We start from the raw sequence: 20,154 nt of genomic DNA on the forward strand, positions 1-20,154 counted from the left end.
TCAGCGCTCCCGCCGCAGGCGCGGGTCGAGCACGTCGCGCAGGCCGTCGCCCAGGAGGTTGAGGCCGAGCACGGAGAGCGTGATCGCAATGCCGGGATAGATCGCGAGATGCGGCGCGACATAGATCAGCGTCTGCGATTCCTTCAGGAGCCGCCCCCAGCTCGGATCCGGCGGCTGCGCGCCAAGCCCGAGATAGGAGAGCCCGGCTTCGGCGAGGATGGCGAGCGCGAACTGGATCGTCGCCTGCACGATCAACACGCCGGCAATGTTCGGCAGCACGTGCTCGAGCGTGATCGCGACCGGCCCGCGCGCCGAGGCCCGCGCCGCCATGACGTAGTCGCGCTTCCACACCGGCAGCGCCGCGCCGCGCGTCAGGCGGGCAAACACCGGGATATTGAAGATGCCGATGGCGATGATCGCGTTGACCGCGCCGGGGCCGGCAAGCGCGGTGATCATCACCGCCGTCAAGAGCGACGGGAAAGCGAAGGCGAAGTCGTTCATCCGCATGATGACTTCGTCAAGTAACCCGCCGCGCGCCGCCGCCATCGCGCCAAGCGGCACGCCGATGCCGAGCCCGATGCCGACCGCGACGATGGCAACGAGGATCGAGTTCTGCGCCCCGACCATCAGGATCGACAGGATGTCCCGCCCGTACATGTCGGTGCCGAGCAGATGCGCGGCCGAGGACGGCGCGAAGCGGTTGGCGATGTTCTGCGCGTCAAACGCGTGCGGCGTCCACACGAAGGAGACGAGCGCGATTGCGACGAGCACCACGGTGATCGCCCCGCCGATGACGAAGGCGCGGTTGCCGCGCCCCTTGCGCAGGATTTCGCGGATGCCCTCAGCGGCCATGATGCCCCCGCCGCAGCCGCGGATCGATCAGCCCATAAGCGATATCGACCAGAAAGTTGATCAGGATGACGGCGACCGCCAGGAGCACCACGACGCTTTCGACGACGATCAGATCGCGCTGGCTGATCGCCTGGAAAATCAGCCGCCCGAGCCCGGGCAGCGTGAACACGTTCTCGATGATGATCGTGCCGGCAAGCAGGAAGGAGAACTGCAGCCCCATGATGGTGACGACGGGGATGAGGGCGTTGCGCGCGGCGTGATGCCAGAGCGTGCGCGCCCGGCTCAAACCCTTCGCCCGCGCCGTGCGGACATAGTCCTCGTGCAGGGTCTCGAGCACCGAGGATCGCGTCACGCGTGCCAGGATCGCCGCCTGCGGCAGGGCGAGCGCGATTGCCGGCAGGATCAGCGATTTGACGCCGGCCCAAAGCCCCTGATCCCAACCGGCGAAACCGCCCGCCGGCATCCATTTCAGGTTGACCGAAAATAGCAGAATCAGCAGCAGACCGAGCCAGAAATTCGGCACAGCGACGCCGATCTGCGCGAAGCCCATGATCGCCGCATCCGTTCCCTTGCCGTGACGAGCCGCCGCCAGCACGCCGAGCGGCAGCGCGATCAGCGTCGACAGCACGATTGCCATCACGGCGAGCGGCACACTGACCATGATGCGGTCGAGGATCAGTTCCGATACCGGAACGCCATAGGTGTAGCTGGTGCCGAAATCGCCGACGATGAGCCCGCCGGCAAAGGCGAGATAGCGTTCCATCAGCGGCCGGTCGAAGCCCATCTCGTGGCGCAGCGCGGCGAGCGTATCGGCTTCGGCATTGACCCCGAGCATGACGGCTGCCGGATCGCCCGGCAGCACCTCCATGACGAGAAAGACGACGAGCGAGGTCACGAGCGCAGTCGCGAAGAGCCCGGCAAGGCGTCTGGCGAGGAATACGCTCATCTGTCGGCTCGCCTTTCAGGCTGCGACCGGAAACCGCCCTACTCGGTCCAACTCACGCCGGTCAAATCGTTCGCCTGCACCGGGCTGTTCTCCCACAGGCCCTGCGCCTTGGCATTCCAGATGCCGAGCTTCGGCAACTGGAACAGGAACACGTTGACCGCATCCTCAGACAGCATGCGTTGCAGATCGCCGAGCAGGCCCTTCGCCTTTTCCGGATCGACGGTCGCGGCGTAGACCGCATAGGCGGTCTTGAACGCGTCGTTGGCGTAGTTGAAATAGTACTTGTCGCGAGCGTAGATCTCGATGTCGGCGGGCTCCGTATGCGACACGATCGTCATGTCGAAATCGGTGCGCTTGAACACCTGATCGAGCCACTGCGCCCATTCGATCGCCTCGATCTCGACCTTGATGCCGACCTGACCGAGCTGCGCCGCGATCACCTCGCCGCTGCGCCGTGCATAGGACGGCGGCGGCAGCATCAGCTTCGCCGTGAAGCCATCGGCAAGCCCGGCTTCGGCAAGAAGCGCCTTGGCCTTGTCGACGTCATACGGATAGGCGTCGGACAAATCCACATAGGCCGGATTATGCGGTGCGACATGCGAACCGATCCGCGTGCCCTGCCCGAACATCGCGCCTTCGATGATCGCATCGCGGTCGAGCGCATGGGTGATCGCGCGGCGCACCCGGATATCGTCGAACGACGCCTTGGCGTTGTTCATCGCCAGGATGGTCTCGCCCTCGGTCGTGCCAACCTTGACCGTAAAACGCGGATCCGCCTCGAAGACGGTCGCGCTTTCCGGCGCCGGGAAATTGGCGAAACCGTCGACATCCCCGGCCATCAGCGCAGCCGTTGCGGCCGATGGATCGGAGATGAATTTGAATGTCGCGCTTTCGAGCGCCGGCTTGTCGCCCCAATAGGCGTCGTTGCGGGCAAGCTCGACCCGGTCGCCCTTGACCCAGCGCTTGAAGACGAACGGCCCGGTGCCAACCGGGTTGGTCTTGTTGTCGGCCGCAGTCTCCGCCGCGACGATGATCGCATCACCCCAGCCCATGTTGAACAGGAACGCACCGGTGACTTCCGAAAGCGTCACCACGGCCTGATCCGGCGCCGGGCAGGCGACTTCGCTGATCGGCGCGAACAGGCGCTTCTGCGCGTTGACGCTGTCTTCCGCCTTGGCGCGCTCGATGGTGAACTTCACGTCCTCGCAGTCGAACGCCGAACCGTCGTGGAAGGTCGCGCCAGAGCGCAGTTTGAACGTGTAGGTCTTGCCGTCCTCGCCGATGGTCCAGCTCTCGGCAAGCGCCGGCTTCACCTCGCCATTGCGGTCGATGCGGGTCAGCCCCTCGAACACATTGGCATAGACCACCTCGTCGATGGCCGCCGCCGCCCCTGCCGTCGGATCGAGATGCGGCGGTTCGAGCACCATGCCCATGGTGAAGCTCGTCTTGGCGGCAAGCGCCGGCCCGGCCAGCATCGCGGCCATGGCCGCTCCAAGGATCACCGCATTGCTGCGCTTCATTGTGTTCGCTCCCTTTGACCTCGGCCCCGCATATTGCCGGTAGCCGAATACTCCCTCATGCCGACCTCAGTCGGTCGCCTCTTGTTGCGTTCCGGTAAGCAGGTCGAGCATGGCAAGCGCCATCACCTGCGCTGACTGCACCATGGCATCGATCTCGACATATTCGTCGGGCTGATGGGCGAGATCGAGGATACCCGGCCCGTAGGCGATGCAATCCTTCAAATGACCGACCCGCACGATGTGTTTCTGGTCGTAGGTGCCGGGCGATACGACCTGCGACGCCGGACGCCCGAGCACTTCGCCGATCGCCCCTTCCACCGCCTTCACGACCGGCGCATCCGCGTCCGTCATGGTCGGCGGGAAGGACAGCACTTCCTTGATGTCATAGCTGAAGCCGTCGCGATGGGTCGCCAGATGGTCGAGCATGCCGACGATCTCGCCGCGCACCTCCGCCGGGTCTTCCTCGATGAGATAGCGCCGGTCGATCACCATGCGGCAGCTGTCCGGCACCAGCGGGCTCGGCAGTCCGTCATAGTCCTCGCCGAGTCCGCCGTGAATGGAATTTATGTTGAGCGTCGATTGCCGCGCGCCCTCCGGCACCACCGGCATTTCGGTCTGGCGGGCCGAGAGCCGCGGCAGCAGCGTCTCCTCGATACGACCGAGAACGGCGCCCATGTGCCGCACGGCGCAATTGCCGAGGAAAGGCATCGAGCCATGCGCGATCCGCCCATGCGTCTCGATCTCCGCCCACCACACGCCGCGATGACCGACACAGACGCGGTCGACATTGAGCGGTTCGGGGATGATCACGTGATCCACGCGCGGCTTGGAGAAGTATCCCCGCTCGGCGAGATAGCCGACGCCACCATAGCCGCCTGTCTCCTCATCAACCGTACCGGAGATCTCGATGGCGCCGGGGAAGTCGTCGCCGACCTCTTCGAGGAACGCTTCGACCGCGACGATGGCCGCCGCGAGACCGCCCTTCATGTCGCACGAGCCGCGCCCGTAGACCTTGCCGTCAATGACCTCGCCGCCGAACGGATCGACCGTCCAGCCCTTGCCGACCTCGACCACGTCGATATGGCCGTTGAAATGCACGCCCGGCCCGGGTCGGTTGCCCTCGATGCGGGCGACCACATTGATGCGCGGATAGGCGTCGCTATCGCCCGGCGTGCCGTGCGCGCGGACATATTCAATTGCAAACCCGCGCGCCTTCAGCCGCTCGCCGATCAGCTCGGCGCAAGGCGCATAGGCATCGCCCGGCGGGTTGATCGTCGGGATGCGGATCAGCGCCTGCGTCAGCGCCACGACCTCGTCGGTCTTGCCCGCGATCCGGTCTTTCAGTTTTTGCCGAAAATCCTGTTCCAGCATTCCATCACCCGCTTGTCTGTCCGGGGATTAAAGACAAGTCCGCCCGCTTTGACAAACGCCTATGCGTCGCGGGCGCGGCTTTTCCAGAGCGGAGAAACATACCGCCGCGAAAGCGGTTCGTTTCAACGTCTAGGTGTCGAGGATCACCGGGTCGCAAACCGGCGTCACGCCATCCTCCCTGAAGAATGGCGAGACCCTGTGCTTCTTGAACAGAAAGCCTCTCAGCAGGAACGGCGCGATGACCAGAATGTCTCTCAGTCGGATTTTTTCCGAAATCTCGAAGGGCGGTGTGCCGCGTTTGAACTTGCCCATGATGCGGCTGCGGATGGGACCCGCTTTTTCCAGAGTGTCCGGCGCCTTGACCGTGTAGGCATTATGCAGAATGCCGACCCAGGGAAATTTCGGCCGCACATTCGCAATCGGGGAATTGCAGCAGGTCGCCGACCAGCGTGAAAGCCCCCTCTTGCTGAGACGGTTGCACCTGAGCACCTCGGCGCCGGCGACGATCTTGAACTCGTCGGGATACACGGGAACGATCTCCGTTCCGCCGTAGGGATCGAGCAGATCTTCGCGCCCGAGAGCCTTCAGATAGGTCTGGCAGTCATCGCAGTAGCAAACCAGCCGACCCGGCGAATGCTTCGGAAAGTGCGTAAGCTCTGCCTGAAACCGTCCGCAATCGCATTGAACCTTCATCGCCCGCCTCCCCGGCGGCAACGCCCCGCCCAGCCGATACGGACAAGCGTTGCAGACAACTCGGGAAAGCGCAAAAGAAAACCGCCCCGCGAGGCTTGCATACGCGGGACGGCTTCAAGGGCGCCGTTAGGCTGGAGCGCGGTTCTGTCTTGGCCGCGCTCACTTTTGTGGATTGCGCATTTACTCGGCCGCGTCGGACCCTGCCTGCGCGTCGAGCACTCGCTCGATGATGCGCCGGGCGCGCACGCCGCCCGCATCGATGTTGAAGGTCAGCAGCTTGCGGTCCGGCCGCGCGATGATGTTGCGCTGCTGCTCTTCGAGCACGTCGAGGTCTTCGGCGAATATCTTGCCCTGGCCTTCCTTGATACGCAGCGTCAGGCCCTGATCCTTGACCTCGAAGTCGCGCGCGAAGCCCCAGTGGTACCAGGTTGTCGTTTCTGTTTCCGGCGTCATCAGATCGACGACGGTTGCCGACACGCCCTGCGAGCGGTCGCCTTCCGGCGCGCCGGTGCCGGCCAGCGCCACGCCGACGTCGATGAAGACGTTTGCCGGCAGTTCGAAGCGACAGATCTGCCAGCGGTCGCAATTGGCGGTCGAGCGCAGATTGTGCGCCCAGAACGGCGGCGGCGCGATGTCGTGCATCCAGCGCGAGACGGTCACCGACTCACCGTCGGACTTTGTCTCGATGGGTGTTTCCGTGATCTCTTCCTGACCGATGCTGGAGGGGTGCACGTAGGTCTCGTGCGTCAGGTCCATCAAATTGTCGATCAAGAGCTTGTAGTCACAGCCGATATGGTAAGTGCCGCCGTCGAACGCCCAGCCGTCGTCCTCGCACCACGGCATGTTCGGCAGCTTCGCCTCGTCGGCCAGCGCCGGATCGCCGATCCACACCCAGACGAAGCGGTAGCGCTCGGTCACCGGGTAGGCGCGAATGTCGGTGTTCGGATTGATCGATTCCTGGTTCGGCATGTGCACGCATTTGCCGCCCTCGGCAAAGGCAATGCCGTGATAGCCGCACACCAGCCGTTCACCCTCGACCTTGCCCTTCGATAGCGGCAACAGGCGATGGGGACAGCAATCCTCGAGCGCGACGACGCTGCGGTCGGGCTTGCGATAGAACACGATCTTCTCGCCGCAGATCATCCGCCCGAACGGCGCGTGCTTGATCTCGTGGTCCCAGGCGACCGCGTACCACCGGTTTTGAATGAACATTGCGTGTCCTCCCGACACCGTTTCCCCAAGTCCGTCGGCGGGCTCTTTTCGTGAACCCATCTGCGTGGACGTCGCCGTAGCCGCCCTTGTACGCTCGATTTCCGAGCCTGTACAGAATTCTGGATCCAAAATTTACGCAAACGGTATTCAGAAAAGTTATTAGTCGGCCTGAGAGAAAGCCCATGAATTTCGCTTAATACATTGATTTTATTAAATTTGATACGTAGATTCCAACAGCCGGATTGGTCGCGCCAGATTTCTGGCCAGAGGCCTAATATCGCGCTATTGTATCCAATAAATGCGTTTTTGCGCAACCGGCAACAGACGACTGAGAGGATCCAGTGACAGATCGCGGCATTTCGGTTCTCGCGGCCCTGCGCAAACAGATCGTCGGCGGCAAGCTCGCACCGGGCGAAAGACTGACTGAACTCGGCATGGCCGAACGGCTGAAAGTCTCCCGCACGCCGATCCGCATGGCGTTCAGCGCGCTCGAACAGGAAGGTTTCCTCGAAAGGCGCGGCGCGCGCGGCTACGTCGTGCGCGAAATCGGCGCCGCCGATATCGCCGACGCGATTGCGGTTCGCGGCGTCCTCGAAGGCCTCGCGGCCGGACTTGCCGCGCAGAACGGCCTCTCGGACGCGCAACGCCGCACTCTCGTCGCCTGCCTGGACGAGGGCGACGCGCTGTTCGACGCCCGTGAGATAACCGAGGACGGCATCGCCGCCTTTCAGACGCTCAACATGACCTTCCACCAGACCATTCTGGAGGCGAGCGGCAACGGCGCCATCGCCGCCGCAATTGCGCGCAACAACGCCCTGCCGCTGGCGTCCGTCACCTCGATCGCCTTCGACCGCAACAACATGGCCGCCGAACACAGGCGCTTTGCCTTCGCCCACACCCAGCATCACATCATCTTCCAGGCGATCGACAACGGGCAGGCGATGCGCGCCGAAGCCTTGATGCGCGAACACGCCAACGCCGCGATGCACTACGCAACGATCTTCGACCGGCTCCGCGACCCGCAGGAAAACTACCGCATGATCAACGTGGTCGACGACAAGTCTCTGCAGCCCGCGTGAGAGATGTTGGGACGCTCTTTTTACGTGTATTAAAGTGTATCACAACCAAGTAAACGAACGTGAACTGGCGCAGAAGTGATTGGCGCGGGAAATTCCGTTCACGCTCGGCGGTTGATCGGTTGCAGGGCCTGTGTTCCTATGCGCGGGGCGAATTTTTCGCATTAGCTAGGGGCTCTACTATGAGAATTTCCGGGATCCTATCGACGGCTCTGTTGAGCACGGCCATTCTTGCGCAGCCCGCCTTGGCGCAAACGACTCCGGCAGCAGGGACCGCAGCCACCCAGCAGAATGCCGGTCAGGCTTCCACCTGGGAAGTCGAATACGCGCTCTGGAAGGCCGCGTCCGAAGGCGGCACTATCGCTGACTACGAGGCCTATATCGACGCCTATCCGAGCGGCCATTTCGCCGGCATCGCCAAGAACCGCATCGTCAAGCTGACCATGGAAGCCGAGGCTGCCGCTCCGGCGACTGCGTCGGTCCCGGTCGACACCGGCAACAATGCGCCGGTCGCCGACACCGCATCCGCCGACGACGCGGAACCGGTGATCGAACAGGGCTCGACCGATTCCGACGACGGCGTCATCACCTACAAATCCGGCGAAGACCTCAGCGAGGAAGACAGCGGCAACACGGTCATGAAGGCCGGCATCAAGCCGATGGAGTCTGCTGACGACGGTGATGTCGCCGAACTCACCCTTGGCACGCCGGAAGAAGAGAACGCGCTGCTCGACCGCACCGGCCGCCGCGAAATGCAGGGCCGGCTGACCTCGCTCGGCTTCAGCACGCGCGGTGTCGACGGTTCGTTCGGCCGCCGCAGCCGCGCTGCCATCACCGACTGGCAGCTCACCAATGGCGCACCCGCATCCGGCTACTTCAGCGGCGACCAGATCGCGCTGCTCCGCAAGCAGTCGATGGAAACCTATCCGCAGTGGCTGGCCGCCAACGCCCAGGCACCTGCCCGCTCCAAGCGCCGCGTCAAGCGGGTCTACAAGCGCGGCAACAACGATGCAGCCGCAGCAGCCGTCTTCGGTCTTGCCGCCGGCGCGATCATCGGTTCGGCCGCCGCCCGCCGCGGACGCGGCTACTACCGCCCGCGCTACCGCCGCTATCGCCGCTGGTAGGCCTCCGGCAATACGACCAAACGAAAACGGGCGCTGCCTTTGCCGAGGCAGCGCCCGTTGTCTTTTCCGGGAAAGCCCCGGCGCAGTCGCTACACCGCCTTGATGCCGGCCAGGAATGCGCTGACATGCTGGCTCAGCATGGTCGACTGATCGGTCAGATGTTCCGAGGCTTTCGAAACGCCGACCGCCGCTTCGCGGGTCTCGGTCGTCGCCGTCGTCACCTCGTTGATCGTCTCGCTCACCGAGCGCGTCGTGCACGAGGTTTCCTCGACATTGCGGGCAATTTCCGCCGTCGCCGATCCCTGCTCGTTCACTGCAACGGAAATATCGGCCGACGACTGGCTCATCCGCGCCACCGTTTCGGCGATGTGCTGGATCGCCGACGCCGCATGCTGGGTCGCCTGCTGGATATCGGTCACCTGCACGGTGATGTCTTCGGTAGCTTTCGCCGTCTGGGTCGCCAGCGTCTTCACCTCGGAAGCCACCACCGCAAAGCCCTTGCCCATCTCGCCGGCACGAGCCGCCTCGATCGTGGCGTTGAGGGCAAGCAGGTTGGTCTGTTCGGCGATGCCCTGAATGAGCGTGACGACCTCACCGATCCGATCCGCCGAGTCGGCAAGGCCGGACACCATCTTGTTGGTCTTTTCGGCATCGACCGCGACGACGCGCGCCTCCTCACTCGATCGGTTGACCTGCTCGCTGATGTTCTGGATCGACGACGACAGCTGCTCGGTCGCGGTAGAGACGGTTTCGACGCTCGACGAGGCCTCGTCAGCCGCCTGCGCCACGACGAGCGCGCGCTCGTTGGTGCGGTTGGCCGTCTCGATCATCGAGGTCGAATAGCGCTGCATGTCGTCGGTCGCGAGATGAACCGCGTCGATGATATGCGCAACGCCATCCTCGAAGCGCCCCATCAGGTCGTTCATCCGGTTCTGCCGCCGCTCCTTCTCGAGATGCGACTGACGCTTCTCGGCGTCCAGCTGCTCGGATTTCTCCATGTTCTCCTTGAACACCTGCACCGCGCACGCCATCTTGCCGATCTCGTCACGGCGCTTGCGCAGCGGCACTTCGGTGGTCAGGTTGCCCCGGGCGAGTTGCAGCATGATGCGCTCGATGGCCGCCAGCGGCGCCGACAGGCCATGGCGCAGCCACAGCGTCATACCGGCAACGGCCAGCACCAGAACCAGAGCCGACACGCCGATCAGGAACCAGCGATTGGAAACAAGCGTGTCGTCGAGCTGCTGGCGCTGCATCGCCATGCTGACCTGAAGTTCGGTCGTCGCCTGCTCGACGGCCTCACGTTCGGCGCGCGCCCGTGCCCGCACCTTGTCGACTTCCTCGGCCTGAGCCGCGTTGAGCGTGACCGATGCCGCGTCCGCCTGCTTCTGGATCGCGAGCAACGCCTGCCGCGAAATCGCCACTTCAAGCACGCCACGCGGCGCCGATGTTTCACCATGACACCCCTGACAGGCGTCTTCGTTTTTCAGCACATGATAGGAGTAGACGATCGGCTGGTCTTCGCCGTCTACGTCAAGCGTGCCGTCGAGAGTGGCCCCCGCTTCCGGTTCGGCGACGGCCTTGGCAAGCGCTTCCGCCCGCGCGCCGTCGAGAACTCGCGGTGTGCCCACCGCACTGCGCCGCTCGAAAGCGTCGGTATCGAGGAACTTGTTGATGGCATCGATGGTCGCGTTGTCCTTCAGCGCTTCGACGCCGTCCGGCCGCCACAACGAGATCGAGGCGATGCGCGGGTTTTCGACCAGCACATCGATGACATCGGTGACCTCCGCGGCTTCGCCGCTCAGCATCGATGCGCTGATGAGTGTGACGATGCTCTCGGCAATGCCGGTCTGCTCACCGCGCAGGAAATTAGCTTCCTTTTCGATCGCCAGCCGGTTTTCCAGCTCTTGCGCCGAATGACGGGCGAGCAAGGCGTCGTCTTCGAGCTTCAGCATGCGGACGATCAGTTCGTCGAGCTTGCCGCCCCGGTCCTGCAAGGCCCCTTCCATCGACCCGACCAGCTGCTGCGACTCTCGCATGACCTTGTTCACGGCGGTATTGCCAATGAGGAAATTCACGGCTGACATCACCACCAACAGCGCAACGACGCTGGCGATGATGCGCGCACTCAACGACTTGAGCATACTCCCTGGACCTCGTTCACCCCGGAGACCGCGCCGGCCCTGGTTCCGGCTCTCCCGCGACTCCGACAACTTGCCCCTACCGAACGGCGGCCATTCGTGGCGGCACATCCCCAGTGCAACCGCACATCCGGCAATGAACGATCGAGCCGGAGAGGGATTCCCCGCACTGACCGCATTCCCGAGCCCTCAATCCGCTGTGTGCCAAGCAGTGACGCGATCATCGAGCGGCTCGTATCGGCACCACTGTGGAGAAACAAAGTTAATACTTCGATACGCTAAAGAGCCCCCGATTTTTCATGGGCAAATCGGCAGCTCCATCCAAGATGACGCATAGTAATGTCTGCATGTAAGATTACTTCAACTGGAAAGATACGGGTAAGTACGCATAAGCCAGCTAAATAAGTCTATTGCCCGCGAAGTTGCTCGACCGCCGCAATGCGATGGCGCGCACTGTCGCCGAGGCGCTCCGTCGTCGCCGCGACAACCGCCTCGACGAGCGCCAGCACAGCCGCCCCCGAATCCCAGTTCGACGGCACCGAAATCCGCGCCGCCAGCACATGCTGCGCGTGCCGCGCAACCGGCGACAGCCACTGATCGGTGACCAGCACGATGACGGTGCCGCGCTGGGCGGCATTCATGGCGAGATTGGCGAGATCTTCCTGATAGCGGCGAACATCGAACAGGACCAGGACATCCTTCTTGCCGAGATCGAGCAACTGGTCGCGCCAGTTCTCCTTCTGGCCGAACAGATGCACCACGTCCGGGCGGATAATCTGCAGATGCGCGGTCGCGTAACGGGCAAGCGAATCCGAAAACCGCCCGCCGAGCACATGAACCCGTCGCTTCAGATTGGCCAGCAGCCCGACCACCCCCTCGAACTCGGCCGGTGGCACATGCGAGAAGGTCTCGGTGATGTTATCGACCACCGCCGAGCGGAACCGGTCGAGAAAGTCGTCGGCATCGAATTCGGACGCCGCCGGTGCGCTCTTCGACAGCGGCGGCAACAGCCGCGCATCGAGTTCGGCGCGCAGTTCCTTCTGGAATTCCGGATAGCCGGCAAAACCGAGCCGGGCGACGAAACGCAGGATCGTCGGCGCGCTGACATTCGCCCGGCCGGCAAATTCCGCCACCGTCTCGAGCCCGACGACGGGATAGTTGGCAAGCAGGATGTGCGCCGCCTTGCGTTCGGCCGCCGTCAGCCGGTCCATGTTCTCGCGCACCCGCTCGGCGATCGAGGGCCGATACCACGAGGCTGGGATCGTCCTGTCGGCGGTAACCGGCCTGTCTGCCATCGCGTTGTCCTTCGTCCGCCCGCCGTATCCGCCGCCCGCATCTGCCCCTTCGCGCGTCGCTGCATTCGGCAATTGACTCATTCAAGGGCTATGTTAACGATATAACAAGAAGAAAAAAATCGAGCGTTGTGGAACAGACGTTACAGGATCCGGGATCAGTCGCATGGCCTTTGCTAAGCCCCTGACGCTTCGAATGAAGGCGCCCCGGCCGAGCCGGTCGTCCGCTTTTGCACCCCTTCGCATGACACCTGTCCAACACGGCGCGAACCTTTCCGGTTTCGCGCCGGTTTCGTTTCGACCCGGCCTGCAAGCGCATGCCGTGACATTCGTCGCCGGCTTCGCTCCGGCCTTCCCCCCGAAAAATCCCTGAGGAGCCCCCAATGGCCGGCAATCTCACTCTCGATGCCCTGCGCGCCGCCGTCGCCGACGGCACCATCGACACGGTTCTCGTCTGCTTCACCGACATGCAGGGTCGGCTGATGGGCAAGCGCTTCCAGGCCGAATTCTTCCTCGATTCCGGTGTCGACGAGACCCATGCCTGCGACTACCTGCTGGCCAATGACATCGACATGGAACCGGTGCCGGGCTACACCGCCGCCAACTGGGCCAAGGGCTATGGCGACTTCGTCATGAAGCCGGACCTGTCGACCATGCGCACCATTCCCTGGCTGGAAGGCACCGCGCTGGTGCTGTGCGACATCCTCGACCATCACCACGAAGATCTGCCCCACTCGCCGCGCGCCATGCTGAAGAAGCAGCTCGCCCGCCTCGAAGCGCTTGGCATGAGCGCGTTCTTCGCCTCCGAGCTGGAATTCTACCTGTTCGACGAGACCTACGAGTCGATCGCCGCGCAGAAATTCGCCGAACCGAAGACCGCCGGCACCTATATCGAGGACTACCACATCTTCCAGACCACCAAGGAAGAGGCGTTCATGCGCACCATCCGCAAGGGTCTGCAGGGCGCCGCCATTCCGGTCGAGAACTCGAAGGGCGAATGGGGTCCGGGCCAGGAAGAGATCAATGTGCGCTACGACGACGCGCTGACCATGGCCGACAACCACGTGATCCTGAAGAACGGCATCAAGGAGATGGCCCACTTTGCCGAGAAGGCCGTCACCTTCATGGCCAAGTGGCGCACCGAGCTTGCCGGCTCGAGCTGCCACATCCACGCATCGCTTTGGGACAAGGCCGGCAAGAAGCCGCTTTTCCTCGACAAGGACGCACCGCACGGCATGTCCGAGCTGATGCGCCAGTTCATGGCCGGCCAGCTCGCCCACGCCAAGGAGATCACCTGGTTCCTCGCCCCCTACATCAACTCCTACAAGCGCTTCCAGGTCGGCACCTTCGCCCCGACCCGCGCCATCTGGAGCCGTGACAACCGCACCGCCGGCTTCCGCCTGTGCGCCGAGGATTCCAAGGCCATCCGGGTCGAATGCCGCATCGGCGGCGCCGACCTCAACCCGTATATTGCCTTTGCCGCCCTCCTCGCTGCCGGCCTCGACGGCATCGAGAACAAGATGGATCTGGAGAAGGAATTCGTCGGCGACGCCTATGGCGGCAAGCGCCTGCGCGAGGTGCCCAAGACCCTGCGCGAAGCCATCGACGCCATGAAGAAATCGAAGATGCTGCGCGAGGCGATGGGCGATGGCGTGGTCGATCACTACGTCCACACCGCCGAGTGGGAGCAGGCCGAATACGACCGCCGCGTCACCGACTGGGAAGTCGCCCGCGGCTTCGAGCGCTACTGATCGTCGAAGGACGGTTCACGAAAACCCCGCCGGCCGGCTCTCCCGAGAGTGCCGGCGGGATCGAGACAGCAAACACCCATTCAGATTTCTGATATCGACCTCTGGAGTGAACGAGAATGTCGGAGACGGTCAAAATCGTCTCGCCCGTGGACGGTTCGGTCTATGCCGAACGCCCGCTGGCGACGGATGCCGCCATTGCGGCCGCGCTTGATGCGGCCAAGGCGGCCCAGAAGGAGTGGCGCCGCGTGCCGCTCGCCGAACGCGCCCGCCTGTGCACCGGCATCGTCGATGCCATGCTCGCGATGCGCGATGATATCGTGCCCGAACTCGCCTGGCAGATGGGCCGCCCGGTCAAGTTCGGTGCCGGCGAACTGGGCGGTTTCGAAGAGCGCGCCCGCTACATGATCGCAATCGCCGAGGAAGCGCTTTCCCCCGTCATGCCGCCGGAGAAGGACGGTTTCGAACGCTGGATCGCACGCGACCCGCTCGGCCTCGTCTTCGTCATCGCGCCGTGGAACTATCCGTTCCTGACCGCCGTCAACTCCATCGTGCCGGCGCTGATGGCCGGCAACGCGGTACTGTTGAAGCACGCCTCGCAGACGCTGCTGGTCGGCGACCGCTTCCAGGCGGCCATCGACAAGGCCGGCCTGCCGAAGGGCCTGTTCCAGCACCTCGTCATGAGCCACGGCCAGACCGAAACGCTGATTTCCGGCGGCAACGCCGATCAGGTCAACTTCACCGGCTCGGTCGCCGGCGGCAAGGTCATGGAAGACGCCGCAAAGGGCACATTCACCGGCCTTGGCCTCGAACTCGGCGGCAAGGACCCGGCCTATGTCCGTGCCGACGCAAACGTCGCCCACGCGGTCGAGAACCTCGTCGACGGCGCCTTCTTCAACTCCGGTCAGTCGTGCTGCGGCATCGAACGCATCTACGTCCACGAGAGCGTCTACACCGACTTCGTCGACGGCTTTGTCGACCTGACCCGCGGCTACGTGCTCGGTGACCCGCTCGACGCGGCGACCACGCTCGGCCCCATGGTCAAGGGCTCGGCCGCCGACTTCGTGCGCGGCCAGATCGCCGAAGCCAAGCGCGCCGGCGCCACGGCCCATATCGACACCGCCGCCTTCGAGCGCGATGCGCCGGGTTCCGCCTATATGGCCCCGCAGGTGCTGACCGACGTCAATCACCAGATGTCGGTTATGCGCGAGGAGAGTTTCGGCCCGGTCATCGGCATCATGAAGGTGCGCGACGACGCCGAGGCCATCGAACTGATGAACGACAGCACCTACGGCCTGACCGCTTCGGTGTGGACCGCCGATCGCGATGCTGCGTTTGCCATCGGCAACGAGGTCGAGACCGGCACCGTGTTCATGAACCGCTGCGACTATCTCGATCCCGCGCTCGCCTGGACCGGCGTCAAGGACACCGGCCGCGGCGCGACCTTGTCCAAGGTCGGCTACGAGCATCTCACCCGACCGAAAAGCTTTCACCTGCGCACCAAGATCTAGAGGACCTGCACGATGTCCGTACCTACTGCAAACTGGAGCTACCCGACCGCAGTCCGTTTCGGCCCCGGTCGCATTTCCGAACTCGCCGATGCCTGCAAGAGCGCCGGTATGGAGCGTCCGCTGATCGTCACCGATCCGGGCCTTGCCGCCCTGCCGATGGTCGCCGACGCGCTTGCCGCCTGCAAGGACGCCGGCCTCGGCGCCGCGCTGTTCTCCGAGGTCAAACCGAACCCGGTGGAAGCCAACCTCACCGACGGCGTTGCCGCCTACAAGGCCGGCAACCATGACGGCGTCGTCGCCTTCGGCGGCGGCTCGGCGCTCGACATGGGCAAGCTGATCGCCTTCATGCCCGGCCAGACCCGCCCGGTGTGGGATTTCGAGGACATCGGCGACTGGTGGACGCGCGCCAACCCCGACGTCATCGCGCCGGTGATCGCCGTACCGACCACCGCCGGCACCGGTTCCGAAGTCGGCCGCGCCGGCGTCATCACCGACGAGACGACCCACACCAAGAAGGTCATCTTCCACCCGAAGATGATGCCGGTCACCGTCATCGCCGATCCGGAACTTTCCGTCGGCCTGCCGCCGCTGTTGACCGCCGGCACCGGCATGGATGCGCTTATCCACTGCTTCGAGGCCTATTGCTCGCCGTTCTATCATCCGATGTCGGAAGGCATCGGCCTTGAAGGCGTCCGGCTGGCCAAGGAATACCTGCCGCGCGCGGTCAAGGACGGCAAGGACCTGTCGGCCCGCGCCAACATGCTGAGCGCGGCGATGATGGGCGCGGTCGCCTTCCAGAAGGGTCTCGGCGCGATGCACTCCATGTCGCATCCCGTCGGCGCCCTCTACGACACCCATCACGGCCTGACCAACGCGGTCTTCATGCCCTATGTGCTGGTCTTCAACCGCCCGGCGATCGAGCAGAAGGTCACCCGCATGGCCGCCTATCTCGGCCTCGACAACCCCGGCTTCGACAGTTTCCTCGACTGGATCCTGGCGCTGCGCGAGGAAATCCACATTCCCCACACGCTGGTCGACCTCGGCATCGATGACGCCAAGATCGAACTGATCGCGGAAATGGCGATCGTCGACCCGACCGCCGGCGGCAACCCGGTCGAACTGACCAAGGACGCCGCCATCGGCATTTTCGAGGCGGCGATGGCCGGTACCATCGAACGCTGATCAACCGTCTCGAACGGATTGACGGCCCGGCGGCACCCCCGCCGGGCCGTATTTTTTTGGCACTGCACCATCGAACACCGTGCGATTTCGGTTTCGGCGCGCGCTGAACTTGGCTAGGCTGCGGCAAATGTGATCACAAAGGATGGACCCATGACCGTCAACGTGCCCAACAATCTTGAAGCGTTCTGGATGCCGTTCACGGCGAACCGGCAGTTCAAGCAGAAGCCGCGCATGTTCGTGTCCGCCGACCGCATGCACTACACCACCTCTGACGGCCGTCAGGTGCTCGACGGCACGGCCGGTCTGTGGTGCGTCAATGCCGGTCACAAGCGCCCGAAGATCGTCGAGGCGATCCAGCGCCAGGTCGAGGAGCTCGACTACGCGCCCGCCTTCCAGATGGGTCATCCGAAAGTGTTCGAGCTCGCCTCGCAGCTCGTCACCATGATGCCGTCGGGCATCGACCACGTGTTCTTCACCAACTCCGGCTCGGAGTCGGTGGAAACCGCGCTGAAGATGGCGATTGCCTACCATCGTGCCAAGGGCGACGGCAGCCGCTTCCGCCTGATCGGTCGCGAGCGCGGCTATCACGGCGTCAATTTCGGCGGCATCTCGGTCGGCGGCATCGTCGCCAACCGCAAGATGTTCGGCACGCTTCTGACCGGCGTCGACCACATCCGCCACACCCACGACCTCGCCCGCAACGCCTTCTCGCGCGGCCAGCCCGAGCACGGCGCCGAACTCGCCGACGATCTCGAGCGTCTGGTGCTGCTACACGACCCCTCGACCGTCGCCGCCGTCATCGTCGAGCCGATGGCCGGTTCGACCGGCGTCCTGATGCCGCCGAAGGGCTATCTCGAGCGCCTGCGCGAGATCTGCGACAAGTACGGCATCCTGCTGATTTTCGACGAAGTGATCACAGGCTTCGGCAGCCTCGGCGCTTCGTTCGCGACCGAATTCTTCGGCGTCACCCCGGACATCATCACCACCGCCAAGGGCCTGACCAACGGCGTCATCCCGATGGGCGCGGTGTTCGCGAAGAACGAGATCTACGACGCCTTCATGACCGGCCCGGAAAACATGATCGAGTTCTTCCACGGCTACACCTATTCGGGCAATCCGATCGCCGCTGCCGCCGCTCTCGGCACGCTCGAGACCTACAAGGAAGAGGGCCTCTTCGAACGCGCCGCCGAACTCGCACCCTATTGGGAAGACGCGATCCACAGCCTCGCCGACGCGCGCCATGTCATCGACATCCGCAATCTCGGCCTGATCGGCGCGATTGAGCTCGAACCGATCGCCGGCGCTCCGACCAAGCGGGCGTTCGACGCCTTCCTCGCCGCCTATGACGACGGCCTGCTGATCCGCACCACGGGTGACATCATCGCCCTGTCGCCGCCGCTGATCATCGAGAAGTCGCAGATCGACGAACTGTTCGATGGCCTGCGCAAAGTGCTCGACCGGATCGACTGATCGCCCCACCATCGAACACGCAGAAGCCCCGATGCCTCCCGGCACCGGGGCTTTTTCATGTCTGAGCGCAGCGTGCTAACTCAGCAAGGTGGTGATGTCGAAAACATCGCCGCCGACCTGGACGAACTCGACGCTGATCAGCGTATCGACGCCAAAGCTGCCGACCTTGTCGGTCACCCGGATCGCACCGCCGGCAACGCGCTCGAACGTGAAGGAATTGATGGTCCGCCCGTTCAGATGAAAGACGTCGTCGCCGGGACCACCGTGATAGGTGTCGTTGCCATGGCCGGCATACAGCGTGTCGTTTCCGGCATTCCCGAAGAAGAAATCCGCGCCGTGAATATCCTTGATCGTGTCGTTGCCCGGGCCACCTTCGAGCGTATCGTCGCCGAGGTCGCCCCATAGCCGATCCGCGTGCTTGCCGCCGAACAGGTGATCGTCGTGTGTGCCGCCATAGAGGCTGTCGGCGCCATCGCCGCCCTGCAGCGTATCCCGGCCCTTGCCGCCCTGAAGGAGGTCGATCCCCGACCCTCCGATCAGCCTGTCGTGCCCGTCATCACCGATAAGCGTGTCGGCGAGGGCACCGCCATCAAGCAGGTCATTGCCCGTGCCGCCATCAAGCAGGTCGCGCCCCTCTTCACCTTTCAGGGTGTCATTCCACATGCCGCCATAGAGAAGATCGCCGCCCGGGCCGCCCAACAGTTTGTCGTCGTGTTCCTCGCCCTTGAGCGTGTCGACCCCGACACCGCCGAAAAGCGTGTCCCGATGCTCTCCGCCGAGCAGACTGTCCGGCCCGTCGCCGCCCCTCAGCGTATCTTCCGAGGGACCGCCGACCAGCGTGTCGCTGCCGGCACGGCCGACCAGTTCGTCGAACGACTTGCCGCCGGTCAGAAGATTGCCACCGCCGTCGCCACGAATGATGTCGCTGCCCGGTGAGCCGATGACGTGCTCGATACCGCTGATGGAATACTCGGTATTCTTGCCGGTGACCGTCCCGCTGCCGAGATCGGCGACATAACCGCGACCCCAATAGTAGAGAACGAGCCGGTCGAAACCCGGCCCGCCGAGGATCGTGTCGGTTCCGTCATAGCCGATGAGCGTGTCGTTGCCGGCGAACCCGCGCAGCAGATCATCCCCGTCCGACCCGAGAATCCTGTCGTCGCTATTGCTCCCCAGACGTTTGGCCATATCGCATTCCCCGCACCTGCCGACACCCACGGGCACCGTTCCACAGGTTTCGTCGAAATGGCAATCGAGCACGATAACAACCGCGTTACCGACAGCCTCAACCAAACGAAAACGGGAGGCCGCCAGGACCTCCCGTTCCCAATTGTCGCAATGTTGTCCGCGTGCAGCCGAGGTTACTTCTTGGCGCGTTCCTCAACCGCCTTGGCGATTTCGGCATAGGCCTCGTCGGCGCCGTCGGGAAGCTGGTGGGCGATACCGCGGTGGCAATCGATGCAGGTCTTGCCGTCGTCGAAGCCCTCTTCGTGACGGTCCGCACTGCGCGATTCCTGCGCCCCGAAATCCATCGACTCATCGTCATGGCAGTTTCGGCATTCGCGCGAGTTGGTCGACTTCATCGTCGTCCAGACATGCTTGGCAAGCTCAAGCCGCTTCGCCTGGAACTTCTCGCGCGTGTCGATCGAGCCGAGCGCCTTGTGCAGCAGCTCGTTGGACGCCTGAACCTTGCGGATCATCTTGTGCGTCCACTCCTTCGGCACATGGCAGTCCGAGCATACGGCCCGCACACCGGAGCGGTTATAGTAGTGCACCGTTTCCGTGTATTCCTCATACACGTTGTCCTTCATCTCGTGGCACGAGATGCAGAACGCCTCGGTGTTGGTCATCTCGACCACCCAGTTGAAGCCGCCCCAGAACATCACGCCGATAACGGCACCGACGGCCAGGATGCCGATCAACCCGGCCAGGCCGCGACGGCCAAGCGATGAATTACGGTCAGTCATTTGTCTTTGTCCTTACTGAGCCGCCCGGTCGGAATCGGCGGGCATGGCAGGT

The 20,154-nt window shown here is 63.8% G+C and carries 15 protein-coding genes and 1 pseudogene; 6 read left to right on the plus strand and 10 right to left on the minus strand.

The window, feature by feature from the left end; translation table 11 throughout:
- The 6 genes from C0606_17680 to C0606_17705 all read right to left on the minus strand — a co-directional run bounded on the left by C0606_17680 (window position 1) and on the right by C0606_17705 (window position 6,594).
- Window positions 1–852 (minus strand): peptide ABC transporter permease, encoded by an 852-nt coding sequence (locus C0606_17680; protein ID PLX35918.1) that lies wholly within the window; start codon window positions 850–852, stop codon window positions 1–3.
- Complete coding sequence (locus tag C0606_17685) at window positions 842–1,798, minus strand: peptide ABC transporter (GenBank protein PLX35919.1); 957 nt, start codon at window positions 1,796–1,798, stop codon at window positions 842–844. The genes C0606_17680 and C0606_17685 overlap by 11 nt, the downstream gene beginning before the upstream one ends.
- Before the next feature lie 38 nt (window positions 1,799–1,836).
- Entirely contained in the window at window positions 1,837–3,318 is a 1,482-nt protein-coding gene (locus C0606_17690) for an ABC transporter substrate-binding protein (GenBank protein ID PLX35920.1), read from the minus strand.
- A gap of 66 nt (window positions 3,319–3,384) precedes the next feature.
- Window positions 3,385–4,689 (minus strand): succinyl-diaminopimelate desuccinylase, encoded by a 1,305-nt coding sequence (locus C0606_17695; GenBank protein ID PLX35921.1) that lies wholly within the window; start codon window positions 4,687–4,689, stop codon window positions 3,385–3,387.
- A 129-nt stretch (window positions 4,690–4,818) separates the two neighbouring features.
- Window positions 4,819–5,382: a hypothetical protein gene (locus C0606_17700; GenBank protein PLX35922.1), complete on the minus strand. Its 564-nt coding sequence runs from the start codon at window positions 5,380–5,382 to the stop codon at window positions 4,819–4,821.
- Window positions 5,383–5,562: 180 nt separating this feature from the next.
- A complete protein-coding gene (locus C0606_17705; protein ID PLX35923.1) occupies window positions 5,563–6,594 on the minus strand; it encodes a Rieske (2Fe-2S) protein in 1,032 nt (343 codons plus the stop codon).
- Window positions 6,595–6,956: 362 nt separating this feature from the next.
- Here C0606_17705 and C0606_17710 point away from each other — a divergent pair.
- A pseudogene (locus tag C0606_17710) lies at window positions 6,957–7,673 on the plus strand (GntR family transcriptional regulator).
- 179 nt (window positions 7,674–7,852) lie between these two features.
- Window positions 7,853–8,794 carry a hypothetical protein gene (locus C0606_17715; GenBank protein ID PLX35924.1) on the plus strand — a complete coding sequence of 314 codons (942 nt, stop codon included), beginning with the start codon at window positions 7,853–7,855 and terminating at the stop codon, window positions 8,792–8,794.
- An 89-nt stretch (window positions 8,795–8,883) separates the two neighbouring features.
- Here the strand turns inward: C0606_17715 and C0606_17720 are convergent, their stop codons facing one another.
- Window positions 8,884–11,043 carry a hypothetical protein gene (locus tag C0606_17720; protein ID PLX35925.1) on the minus strand — a complete coding sequence of 720 codons (2,160 nt, stop codon included), beginning with the start codon at window positions 11,041–11,043 and terminating at the stop codon, window positions 8,884–8,886.
- A 296-nt stretch (window positions 11,044–11,339) separates the two neighbouring features.
- A complete protein-coding gene (locus C0606_17725; GenBank protein ID PLX35926.1) occupies window positions 11,340–12,227 on the minus strand; it encodes an RpiR family transcriptional regulator in 888 nt (295 codons plus the stop codon).
- A gap of 380 nt (window positions 12,228–12,607) precedes the next feature.
- On the opposite strand from C0606_17725, the gene C0606_17730 reads away from it, so the two are divergent.
- The 4 genes from C0606_17730 (at window position 12,608) to C0606_17745 (ending at window position 18,135) form a co-directional block, all read left to right on the plus strand.
- Window positions 12,608–13,975: a glutamine synthetase gene (locus C0606_17730; GenBank protein ID PLX35927.1), complete on the plus strand. Its 1,368-nt coding sequence runs from the start codon at window positions 12,608–12,610 to the stop codon at window positions 13,973–13,975.
- 116 nt (window positions 13,976–14,091) lie between these two features.
- Window positions 14,092–15,483 (plus strand): aldehyde dehydrogenase, encoded by a 1,392-nt coding sequence (locus tag C0606_17735; protein ID PLX35928.1) that lies wholly within the window; start codon window positions 14,092–14,094, stop codon window positions 15,481–15,483.
- Between the two features lie 12 nt (window positions 15,484–15,495).
- Window positions 15,496–16,665 carry an alcohol dehydrogenase gene (locus C0606_17740; protein ID PLX35929.1) on the plus strand — a complete coding sequence of 390 codons (1,170 nt, stop codon included), beginning with the start codon at window positions 15,496–15,498 and terminating at the stop codon, window positions 16,663–16,665.
- A gap of 150 nt (window positions 16,666–16,815) precedes the next feature.
- Complete coding sequence (locus tag C0606_17745; GenBank protein PLX35930.1) at window positions 16,816–18,135, plus strand: aspartate aminotransferase family protein; 1,320 nt, start codon at window positions 16,816–16,818, stop codon at window positions 18,133–18,135.
- Between the two features lie 75 nt (window positions 18,136–18,210).
- Here the strand turns inward: C0606_17745 and C0606_17750 are convergent, their stop codons facing one another.
- Together C0606_17750 and C0606_17755 are read right to left on the minus strand one after the other, a co-directional pair.
- Entirely contained in the window at window positions 18,211–19,323 is a 1,113-nt protein-coding gene (locus C0606_17750) for a calcium-binding protein (protein ID PLX35931.1), read from the minus strand.
- 173 nt (window positions 19,324–19,496) lie between these two features.
- Window positions 19,497–20,102 (minus strand): hypothetical protein, encoded by a 606-nt coding sequence (locus C0606_17755; protein ID PLX35932.1) that lies wholly within the window; start codon window positions 20,100–20,102, stop codon window positions 19,497–19,499.
- Window positions 20,103–20,154: the final 52 nt, after the last annotated feature.

The organism is Hyphomicrobiales bacterium, from assembly GCA_002869065.1.
Lineage (GTDB): Bacteria > Pseudomonadota > Alphaproteobacteria > Rhizobiales > Rhodobiaceae > Rhodobium.